This is a genomic window from Umezawaea sp. NPDC059074 (genome assembly GCF_042738955.1).
Taxonomy (GTDB): Bacteria; Actinomycetota; Actinomycetes; order Mycobacteriales; family Pseudonocardiaceae; genus Umezawaea.
The window spans coordinates 1-9,791 of the sequence record NZ_JBHYHC010000218.1 but is presented as its reverse complement, the minus strand read 5'-3'; the positions used below and the strand labels follow the sequence as shown (position 1 = coordinate 9,791).

The 9,791-nt window shown below is 71.3% G+C and carries 10 protein-coding genes; 8 read left to right on the top strand and 2 right to left on the bottom strand.

Features of this window, described 5'->3' with window-relative positions:
* Both ACFWW9_RS44355 and ACFWW9_RS44350 read right to left on the bottom strand, forming a co-directional pair.
* Positions 1-1,030: hypothetical protein (locus ACFWW9_RS44355; RefSeq protein WP_390389372.1), on the bottom strand; the 1,030-nt coding region annotated here is incomplete at its 3' end.
* A 92-nt stretch (positions 1,031-1,122) separates the two neighbouring features.
* Complete coding sequence (locus ACFWW9_RS44350) at positions 1,123-2,253, bottom strand: UDP-N-acetylmuramate dehydrogenase (protein ID WP_390389371.1); 1,131 nt, start codon at positions 2,251-2,253, stop codon at positions 1,123-1,125.
* Here ACFWW9_RS44350 and ACFWW9_RS44345 point away from each other — a divergent pair.
* The 8 genes from ACFWW9_RS44345 to ACFWW9_RS44310 all read left to right on the top strand — a co-directional run bounded on the left by ACFWW9_RS44345 (position 2,240) and on the right by ACFWW9_RS44310 (position 9,438).
* On the top strand, positions 2,240-2,734 hold the full coding sequence (locus tag ACFWW9_RS44345; protein WP_390389369.1) for a DUF2505 domain-containing protein: 495 nt from the start codon (positions 2,240-2,242) through the stop codon (positions 2,732-2,734). The genes ACFWW9_RS44350 and ACFWW9_RS44345 overlap by 14 nt on opposite strands.
* The gene (locus ACFWW9_RS44340; protein WP_390389367.1) at positions 2,713-3,531 is read left to right on the top strand and encodes a class I SAM-dependent methyltransferase; all 819 of its coding nucleotides are present in this window, start codon (positions 2,713-2,715) and stop codon (positions 3,529-3,531) included. The genes ACFWW9_RS44345 and ACFWW9_RS44340 overlap by 22 nt, the downstream gene beginning before the upstream one ends.
* A 5-nt stretch (positions 3,532-3,536) precedes the next feature.
* Positions 3,537-4,271 carry a maleylpyruvate isomerase family mycothiol-dependent enzyme gene (locus ACFWW9_RS44335; RefSeq protein WP_390389365.1) on the top strand — a complete coding sequence of 245 codons (735 nt, stop codon included), beginning with the start codon at positions 3,537-3,539 and terminating at the stop codon, positions 4,269-4,271.
* Between the two features lie 19 nt (positions 4,272-4,290).
* Entirely contained in the window at positions 4,291-5,166 is an 876-nt protein-coding gene (gene purU, locus ACFWW9_RS44330; protein WP_390389362.1) for a formyltetrahydrofolate deformylase, read from the top strand.
* 149 nt (positions 5,167-5,315) lie between these two features.
* Entirely contained in the window at positions 5,316-6,218 is a 903-nt protein-coding gene (locus ACFWW9_RS44325) for a hypothetical protein (RefSeq protein ID WP_390389360.1), read from the top strand.
* Positions 6,219-6,231: 13 nt separating this feature from the next.
* Positions 6,232-7,581, top strand: a complete 1,350-nt coding sequence (locus tag ACFWW9_RS44320; protein WP_390389359.1) for a neutral zinc metallopeptidase — start codon at positions 6,232-6,234, stop codon at positions 7,579-7,581.
* Between the two features lie 39 nt (positions 7,582-7,620).
* Positions 7,621-8,700 carry an LOG family protein gene (locus ACFWW9_RS44315; protein ID WP_390389357.1) on the top strand — a complete coding sequence of 360 codons (1,080 nt, stop codon included), beginning with the start codon at positions 7,621-7,623 and terminating at the stop codon, positions 8,698-8,700.
* An 81-nt stretch (positions 8,701-8,781) separates the two neighbouring features.
* The gene (locus ACFWW9_RS44310) at positions 8,782-9,438 is read left to right on the top strand and encodes a M15 family metallopeptidase (protein WP_390389355.1); all 657 of its coding nucleotides are present in this window, start codon (positions 8,782-8,784) and stop codon (positions 9,436-9,438) included.
* Positions 9,439-9,791: the final 353 nt, after the last annotated feature.

Genomic DNA, 9,791 nt, shown 5'->3' with positions numbered 1-9,791 from the left:
GCGCGCCCCCCCCCCCACCCCCCCCACCCCCCCGCCGTATAACCCAACCCCCCCCCTTGTCAGTCCGCGCGAGTGCCGCTCCGGGCGGGTCTTGGGGGGGCCCCCCCCCCCCCCCCCCGCTCGGGTTCCCCGCGCAGTACAGCCCCACGACGTGGTTGGCGTCGTCGAGCAGGACCGCGCCGGAGTCGCCGTGGTCGCCGAAGCGGCCGCCGGGCGCGGCCTCCACGCGCACCTGGTTGCGCAGCGTCCGCACGCCGAGGTCGTTGCCGAAGTCGAGGGACACCGAGGCGTCCGTGGACACCACCACGGCCTCGGTGAGCCCGGTCGTCCGCCCGCGCTTGCGGACGGCCGTGCCGACGACCGCCGAGGCCCGGCCGCGCACCGGGCCCAGTTCGACGACCTCGGCGCGGCAGTCGAGGTGGCTGCCGAGCAGCAGCGCCGCGCCGTCCACCGAGCCGGACAGCGCCGCCCGCGCCAGGGTGCCGATGCGGTCGTCCCACGGGTGGCCGCCGTCGACCAGGGACGGGTGGGCCATGCCGTCGCCCACGGCCCAGGCGTCGTCGACGCAGGCGACGTGGAACGAGGTCAGCGCCATCACCCGCGGACTGGCCGAGCGCGGCGTGACGAGGGCTCCGAGGGTGCCGACGACGGAGTAGTCGCCGGGCACCGGGACGTCCGGCGGCACGAAGCGGATCACCCGGCACGGGCCGACGCCGATGCCGCCGACCACGCACGTGTGGCGTTCCGCGCCGTGGACGCCGTCGGACCAGGCCAGGGCGCGGTGCGGCAGGAAGGAGTCCTCCACGACGTCGGTCGGCACGTCGCCGTACCGCACGGGGATGGCGAAGCGCTGGCTGTGGTGCTTCACGCCCACGTAGACGACTATCGCGGCCCGGCCGGTCGGCTGTCCGCCGGTGGTCTTCTCGCCGATGTCGACGCCGACCACACCTGGTCGGGCCAGCAGTTCGTCCTCGACGCGTCTCTTGATCGGCCTGATCGCCGCACGCACGTGCTCGTCCAGGTAGGCCATGTCGACCTCCGTGAAGTGCTCACCTCAATGAAACACGCATGGTGAGGACCTGGTCACGCAAGGTCACCCGTTCGGCCGTCGGCAGGAGAGGACTAGAACTCGCAGCCGACCAGCACGGGCTCCGGATGCAGTTCCACGCCGAACGCCACCCGGACGCCGTCGCGGACCTCGCGGGCGAGTTCCAGCAGGTCCTCGGTGCTCGCGCCGCCGCGGTTGGTCAACGCGAGCGTGTGCTTCGTGGACAGCCCGACCCGGCCGCCGGGGCCGAGGTGGCCCTTGGCGAACCCGGCCCGTTCGATCAGCCACGCGGCCGACAGCTTCGAGTAGCCCGACCCCGCCGGGTAGACCGGCACGTCCACGTGCGGGCCCATGCGCTCGGCGATCCGGATCAGGGCGCCCGCCAACGTCGAGTCGTCGACCAGCGGGTTCGTGAAGAACGAGCCCGCGCTCCAGGTGTCGTGGTCGGCGGCGTCGAGGACCATGCCCTTGCCGCGCCGCAGCTCCAGGACGGCCTTGCGGGCCGCGTCGACCGGCACCCGGTCACCCTGCGCGACGCCGAGGACCCGCGCCAGCTCCGCGTAGCGGATCGGCGCGGACAGGCCGCCCGCCGTCAGCGCGAACCGGGCGCGCAGCACGACCGCGTGGTCCGTGCCCTTGAGCACCGACGTGCGGTAGGCCAGGCCCAGCGAGTCCGCGGTGCGGTGCTGGACGTTGCCGCGCCGCCGGTCGAACAGGTCGACCGAGGTCAGCACCTGCGCGATCTCCACGCCGTACGCGCCGACGTTCTGCACCGGCGTCGTGCCCGCGAGGCCGGGGATGCCGGACAGGCACTCCAGCCCGCCAAGGCCCTGCGCCACGGCGTCGGCCACGACGGCGTCCCAGTTCTCGCCCGCCTCGACGGTGAACTGCACCAGCCCGTCGCCCAACGGGTCCGCGCGGCGGCCGGTCGTGGCCACCTGCACGACCGTCCCGGCGAAGCCCGCGTCCGCGACGACCAGGTTCGACCCGCCGCCCAGCAGGAGCAGCGGTTCCTCGGCGGCGTCGGCCGTGCGCACCGCGTCGACCAGGTCGGCGGCCGTGGTGGCCTGGACGAACGTCGTCGCCGGGCCACCGAGCCGGAGCGTGGTGCGCTCGGCGAGCGGCACAGCGGTGCGCGCCTGGGCACTGGACAGCGGGGTGGTCACAACCGTCAACGGTAACCTCCGCGCCATGGCACGCCGCATCGAGCACCACACCACGTCCACGTGGCCCGTGCAGGACGTCTTCAAGGCGTTGGTCGACGAAAGCTATCTCCGCGACCGGTTGGCCGTCCTGGGCGGCACCGACGCGCAGCTGGTGTCGTTCGACGAGAGCGACGGGAAGACGTCGTACCAGCTCAAGCAGGGGGTGTCCGCCGAGCACCTGCCGTCGGTGGCCAAGAGCCTGCTGGGCGGCGACCTGGTGATCCACCGCACCGAGGTGTGGACCGAGGCTGGTGCGACCGGCACGGTCGAGGTGACCCTCAACGGCGTCCCCGGCAGGCTGGACGGGACGATCGTGCTGTCCGAGCACCAGGGCGGCACGAGGTCCGCGCTCACCGGCCAGGTCAAGGTCAGCATCCCGCTCATGGGCGGCAAGCTGGAGACGATGATCGCCGAACAGGTCGCCAAGCTGCTCGACAAGGAAAACGAGTTCACCACCGAATGGCTCGCAAACCGCGGCTAGCCGCCGGCCGGGCGCGCACGCTCGGCCTGCCCACCAGGGGCACCACCAACCCGAACCGGCTGCGGCGGGTCGACCGCTGGATGGTCGGCACGCCGCTGGTCGTCGACGCCCTGAACGCCGCGCCCGACCCGCTCGTGGTGGACCTCGGCTACGGCGCCACGCCCGTGACCACGGTCGAGATGGCCGCGCGCCTGCGGGCCGTGCGCGCGGACGTGCGCGTGCTCGGGTTGGAGCTGGACGCCGACCGGGTCGCCGCGGGCGAGGCGGCGGCCGACCCGCCGCGGCTGGAGTTCCGCCGGGGCGGGTTCGAGCTGGCCGGGGCCAGGCCGGTGCTGCTGCGCGCGTTCAACGTGCTGCGGCAGTACACGGAGGAGCAGTCGCACGAGGCGTGGGCGACGATGCTCGGCCGCCTCGCGCCCGGCGGGCTGCTGGTCGAGGGCACGTGCGACGAGATCGGCAGGCGGTGCTCGTGGATCGCGCTCGACGCCGACGGGCCGCTGACGTTCACCCTGGCCTGCCTGCCCGCCGACCTGGAGACGCCCGGCGACCTCGCCGAGCGGCTGCCCAAGTCGCTGATCCACCGCAACGTCGACGGCGAGCGCGTGCACCGGCTGCTGGCCGAGCTGGACGCGTGCTGGGCGACCGCGGCCCCGTTCGCGCCCTTCGGTCCACGGGCCCGCTGGGTCGAGGCGGTCCGCCTGCTGGCCGCCCGCGACTGGCCGGTGCTCGACACCCGGAAGCGCTGGCGGCTGGGCGAGATCACGCTCCCGTGGGACGCGGTGAAACCCCTAGGCTGATCGCCGTGGAGCACCGCGAGTTCGTCGACCACTACACCGTCCAGGTCCGCGCGCTGCGGGCCGCGGCCGTGGAGGCCGGGCCGTCGGCTCCGGTCGACACCTGTCCGCTGTGGACCGTCCACGACCTCGTGCGGCACATCGCCGGGGTGAACGCGTGGGCGTTGGCCGCGCTGCGCTCGGACGCGGTCGACCAGCGGCCCGAGTGGCCGCCCGCGCCGGACGAGTGGGACGACCTGCTGGAGTGGTGGGACGGGCAGGCGGCGGACCTGGCCGACGAGCTGCGGGCGGCCGACCCGGCGACGCCGAGGTGGACGCTCATCGGCGCCGAGACCGCGGGCTTCTGGGCCCGCAGGCAGGCCCACGAGGCCGCCATCCACCGCCTGGACGCCGAGCACGCGTGGCGCGGCGAGGACGTGCCGCCGCTGCTGTTCACGCCGGAGTTCGCCGCCGACGGGATCGACGAGTTCCTGACCCGGATGACGGTGATCGCCGCCCGCCGCAGGCCGGTGGAGCGCGCCGGGGTGCTCGTGCTGCACGCCGCCGACGCGGGCCGCGCCTGGGAGGTGCGGCTGACGCCCGGCGAGGCGCCGGTCACCGGACCGGTCACCGGCTCCGGCACGGACGGGGACGCGACCGTGGTCGGCACGGCGGACTCCGTGTTCCGCGCGGTGTGGGGCAGGCCCAGCGGCGCGGTGGTCTCCGGCGACACCGCACTCCTGGACGCGCTGCCCAGGATGTGATCCTGGATACTCACCACCCGTGCCCCAGCCTGAACGCCGCTACGTCATCACCTTCGGGTGCCCCGACCGGACGGGCATCGTCGCCCGGATCTCGTCGTTCCTCGCCGACAACGGCGGCTGGATCGTGGAGGCGGCCTACCACACCGACCCGGACACGGGCTGGTTCTTCACGCGCCAGGAGGTGCGGGCGGACTCGCTGCCGTTCGGCGTGACCGAGCTGCGCGCCCGGTTCACCGAGATCGCGCGGGAGCTCGGCGGGCATACGAGCTGGCGGATCACCGACACCGGCGAGCGCAAGCGCGTGGTCATCCTGGTGTCGAAGGAGGGCCACTGCCTCTACGACCTGCTCGGCCGGGTCGCCGCGGGCGAGCTGGACGCCGACGTGGCCGCGGTCATCGGCAACCACGCCGACCTCGCGGGCATCACCAGGGCGCACGGCATCCCGTTCCACCACGTGCCGTTCCCGGCGAACGACCCGGAGGGCAAGCAGGCCGCGTTCCGGCAGCTGCGGCAGCTCGTGGACGCCAACGAGCCGCACGCCGTCGTGCTGGCGCGGTTCATGCAGATCCTGCCGCCGGAGCTGTGCGCGGACTGGATCGGCAAGGCCGTCAACATCCACCACAGCTTCCTGCCGTCGTTCGTCGGCGCCCGGCCGTACCACCAGGCGCACCGGCGCGGCGTGAAACTGGTCGGGGCGACCTGCCACTACGTGACGGCGGACCTGGACGCGGGCCCGATCATCGAGCAGGACGTGATCCGGGTCGACCACGGCGACGCCATCGGCGACATGGTCCGAAAAGGACGTGACGTGGAGAAAGCCGTGCTGGCAAGGGGTTTGCGCTGGCACCTGGAGGACCGCGTGCTGGTGCACGGGAACCAGACCGTCATCTTCTGAGTGCCCGAAAGGACACCGGCCCCTGCCTGAAAGGCCCACTTCCGGGATATTTCCGAGTTTCCGAAAACGGCGGTGAACCGCCTGGGCGCGGGATGCGTGTATGGGTCGCACACCGAATCCCCCGGCTCGTCACCCACTCGGAGAATCCCATGCTGCGCAAGCACGTCTGGCCCCTTGCTGCCCTTTTCGCGGTAGGAGCGATCACCCTGTCCGCCTGTGGCGGAGCCACCGGCGGCACCGCGGCTCCCGCGACCCCCGCGGGTCAGTCCCAGAGCGCCGAGGACAGCGGCGCCACCGACGCCTCCCTGCTCTCCGGCACGCCGAAGTCGAACAAGGCCGACGAGAAGTCGGGCGACATGGCCCCGGCCGACGCCCCCAAGGAGGTCAAGGAGCGCTGGGTCTCGCTGCGCTCCTCCGCCGCCGGTGAGCTGGACCCGGTGGTCGTGAACGGCTCCGGTTTCACGCTCTACCGCTTCGACAAGGACACCGCGAAGCCGTCGAAGTCCAACTGCAACGGCGACTGCGCCGTGACGTGGCCGCCGGTGACCGTCGCCAAGGGCGGCAAGGTGTTCATCGCGGGCGTCAAGAAGGAGGACGTCGGCTTCGTCAAGCGCGACGACGGCAGCATCCAGGTCACCCTCGGCGGCTGGCCGGTCTACAAGTTCTCCAAGGACACCAAGCCCGGTGACACCCTGGGCCAGGGCGTCGGCGGCACGTGGTTCGGCGTCACGCCGGACGGCCAGAAGGCCGGTCCGACCGCCAAGCCCGCCCCGGCTCCCGCACCCAAGCCCGACGCCAAGCCCGCCACGTCCGTGACCGTGTTCACCGGCAAGAACTTCGACGACACCAGCGGCAACAACTTCGCCGCGGGCATCGCCAACCCCGGCTGCAACGACCTGCGCGGCGCGTTCCAGTCGCTGACCGTCAGCGGTTCCATCAAGATCTGGTCCGAACTCGGCTGCAAGGGCACGTCCAAGGTCGTCACCGACGACGTCGCCGACGTGGCCGCGCTGGGCTTCACCGCGGGCATCAAGTCCGTCTTCCTGGGCTGAGGCTGAGTCCGACGTGAAAGCACTGGTGATCGCGGCGGTCTCCGCCGCACTGCTGGCCGGCTGCGCGCAGAGCGTGCCCGGCAAGGCGGGCGAGTCGTCGAGGCTCGACCCGTTGAAGGTGGCCGGACTCGCGATCACCACGGGCGACAGCGGTCCGCGGCCGGGAGCCCCCGCCGCGGACCGCCAGGTCCGCAACACCGACGGTGGCGCGATCGACAAGCTGGCGGCCGGCGCGGTCGCCGACGTCGAGGGCTACTGGGAGAGCCAGTTCCCCGACCGGTTCGGCAAGGACTTCGAGCCGGTGAAGACCCTGGTGTCCTACGACTCGCGCGGCGAGAACCAGCGGCTGTGCGGCACGGACACCAAGGGCCTGGTGAACGCGTTCTTCTGCTCCACCGACGACCTGATCGCCTGGGACCGCGGCGAACTCCTGCCGTCGTTCGAGCCGATCTCGTCGGTCGCCGTCCTGGCCCACGAGATGGGCCACGCGGTGCAGTTCCGGCTCGGCGTCGGCGGCAACACGCCGACGATCGTCAAGGAGCAGCAGGCGGACTGCTACGCGGGCAACTACTTCCGCTGGGTCGCCGAGGGCAACTCCAAGCGGTTCCAGGTGTCCACGGGCCCCGGCCTCAACCAGATCCTCACGACCCTGTTCGCCATCCGCGACTCCGCGGGCAGCGCCTTCGACGCGGAGGGCGCGCACGGCACGGCGTTCGACCGCGTGACGGCGTTCACCTTCGGCTTCTCCGAGGACCCGCAGCGCTGCGCGGCCATCGACCTCGCGGAGATCGGCAAGCGCAGCACCCAGGACGTGTTCGGCGCGCAGGACGGCGACATCGGGTTCGGCGCGGGCAACCTGAAGGTCGACGACCAGCAGGCGTTGCAGGACTTGAAGAACAGCCTGATCGCCGCGTTCCCGGACTCGAAGGTCCGGTGGGACGGCAAGTGCGCCGACACGACGCCCGCCAGCTACTGCAAGGGCGGTGTCGTCGGCATCGACCTGAAGGCGTTGGTGAAGGTCGGCAAGCTCGGCGACTTCGCCGCGTTCGGCGCGGTCGCGTCCCGTTACGCGATCGCCGTGCAGGACTCGATGGGCCTGTCGATCGAGGGCGTGGTCGCGGGTCAGCGCACGGCGTGCCTGACCGGCCAGTGGGCGAACACGATCATCCGCTCCCGCAAGGCGCCGCTCCAGCTGTCACCGGGCGACCTCGACGAGGCGATCGCGGAACTCCTGTCGCGCGGCAGCCTCATCGCGGGCGACGCGAAGGGCGTGACCATTCCGTCCGGTTTCGCACGGGTCGAGGCGTTCCGCGACGGCTTCCTCAACGGCACCGGCCAGTCCTGCACCACCCGTTACCGCTAACAGGCCGATTCCCGGTTCGCACCGCCGTACGATTCGGCGGTGCGAACCGAGATCAGCGACCTCGACCAACTGCGCGCGACACCGGACCTGCGCGGCGCGGTCCTCACCGGCCTCGACCTGACGTCCGAGGACCTCCGCGGCCCGCTCGACGGCGCCCTGTTCCTCGGCTGCGTCCTCTCCCCCGCACTGCAACGCCGAGCGGAAGCAGCGGGCGCACTCACGTTCCCCGTCATCCCGGACGTCCCGTACGACGTCTACCGCACCAGGCTCTACACCCCAGCGGAACTCTTCGCGGGCTTCGACCCAACTAACCCCGCGTCCTACACGGACACCCTCGACGCCCGCGTCTACCGCCACAGCAGGCACCTGGGCACCCGCCCAGACCCGTTGCACGCCTTGGCGGAACGCCTCCACGACCACGCCATCACCGAGGCCCTGGACGAGGTCCTGACCGGCAAGCCGGTAGCGGTCATGGGCGGCCACGCCCTGTCCCGCGACTCAACGGGCTACCGCGCCGCCGTGGACCTGGGCGTAGCACTCGGCAAAGCAGATTTCACGGTCCTCACCGGCGGCGGCCCCGGCGCCATGGAAGCCGTCCCCTTGGGCGTCCGCCTGGCCGACCGGACCACCGTCGACGACGTCCTCACCCACATCTCCAGGGCCCCCCGCTTCGGCGCGGACGACGAGAGCATCGGCCACTGGCTGGCCGCGTTCCCCACAGACCTGCCGACAACGGCGACCCCACGCACGATCGGCATCCCCACCTGGTTCTACGGCCACGAACCGCCGAACCCGGCCTGCGAGGTCCACGCCAAGTACTTCGCCAACTCCGTCCGCGAAGAGGGCCTGCTCACCGTCGCGACAGGCGGCATCGTCTACACGCCGGGCAAGGCGGGCACCGTCCAGGAGGTCTTCCAGGACTTCTGCCAGAACTACTACGGCAGCGTCGGCCCGGCGGCCCCGATGGTGTTCCTGGGCAAGGACTTCTGGCTCAACGAGGTCCCAGCAGCCCCCTTGGTCCAACAACTCGCACGGGGCCGCGAGGCCGAGCAGTGGATCATCGTCACCGACGACGTCGACGAGGCCCTCGCCTTGCTCACCTCGTACCAGGCCGGGTGAATTCAGCGAACATCTTCAGCAATCTGACAGGTTCGCCGGTCACAATCACCGTTTCCCCCCGACGAGCCCCCAGGTGACACCGTGAGCGAACTCGTACTGCTGTCCAACCCACGGGTAGCCGCCCTACCGGCAGACGAGTGCGGCGAGCCGCTGGTCGACCTCCGCACCATCGACGAACTGACTTTGGACACCCGCCAAGCAGACCAAACGGGCGCCTACGTCCACCTCAGAGCAGGCGTGGCAGAACGCCTACTGGTAGCCCAAGGCCTACTCCCCACGGGCTTGAAACTCCTGATCGTCGAGGGCTACCGCCCCCTCTGGCTACAGGAACGCTATTTCGAGGAATACGCAAACGCCCTCCACGAGGACAACCCCACGTGGTCGGAAGCAGAACTCCGCACCCAGGCCAGCAGGTACATCTCCCCACCGGAAATAGCCCCGCACGTCAGCGGCGCGGCAATCGACCTGACCCTGTGCACAGAATCCGGCGAAGAGCTGGCAATGGGCACCGAGGTCAACGCCAGCCCGGAGGAAAGCAACAACGCCTGCTACACGGACGCCACCACAATCTCCCCCTTGGCCAGGTACAACCGCCGCATCCTGATCCACGCAATGCGCACAGCGGGCCTGGTCAACTACCCAACGGAGTGGTGGCACTGGTCCTACGGCGACCGCTACTGGGCCATGCTCACAGGCGCCCCAGCAGCCCTCTACGGCCCCCAAGACCTAGACCTCTAGGCCCCCAGGCCAGCCGTCGGCCCCCGACCCAAACCCAACCCCGTGACCAACGGGACCCACCGGCCCCCGGCCCCAACCGGCCCCCTGACCAACGGGACCTCACCGGCCCCCGGCCCCAACTCAACCCCGTGACCAACCCGACCCGACCGCTACCTGCACCGATCGGAACTGCTCTCTCAATCTTCCGGCCCCCGGCCGGCACTGGCACCGATCGAAATCCGCAACGTGCCGGCAGGTTCTTTTAACCCCCACCCCGGCCGGCCCCCGATTGTTTTTGCGCCCCCACCCTTTTTCGTCTTGTCAAGGCGTCTTTCCAGCCTTGACAAGACGAAAAAGGGTGGGATAATTGGCGC

What these genes read in the sequence shown, in the direction of transcription:
- ACFWW9_RS44345 (WP_390389369.1), top strand. Translation starts at nt 2,240, where the DNA reads ATGGCACGCCGCATCGAGCACCACACCACGTCCACGTGGCCCGTGCAG.
- ACFWW9_RS44350 (WP_390389371.1), bottom strand. Translation starts at nt 2,253, where the DNA reads ATGCGGCGTGCCATGGCGCGGAGGTTACCGTTGACGGTTGTGACCACC.
- ACFWW9_RS44340 (WP_390389367.1), top strand. Translation starts at nt 2,713, where the DNA reads ATGGCTCGCAAACCGCGGCTAGCCGCCGGCCGGGCGCGCACGCTCGGC.
- ACFWW9_RS44325 (WP_390389360.1), top strand. Translation starts at nt 5,316, where the DNA reads ATGCTGCGCAAGCACGTCTGGCCCCTTGCTGCCCTTTTCGCGGTAGGA.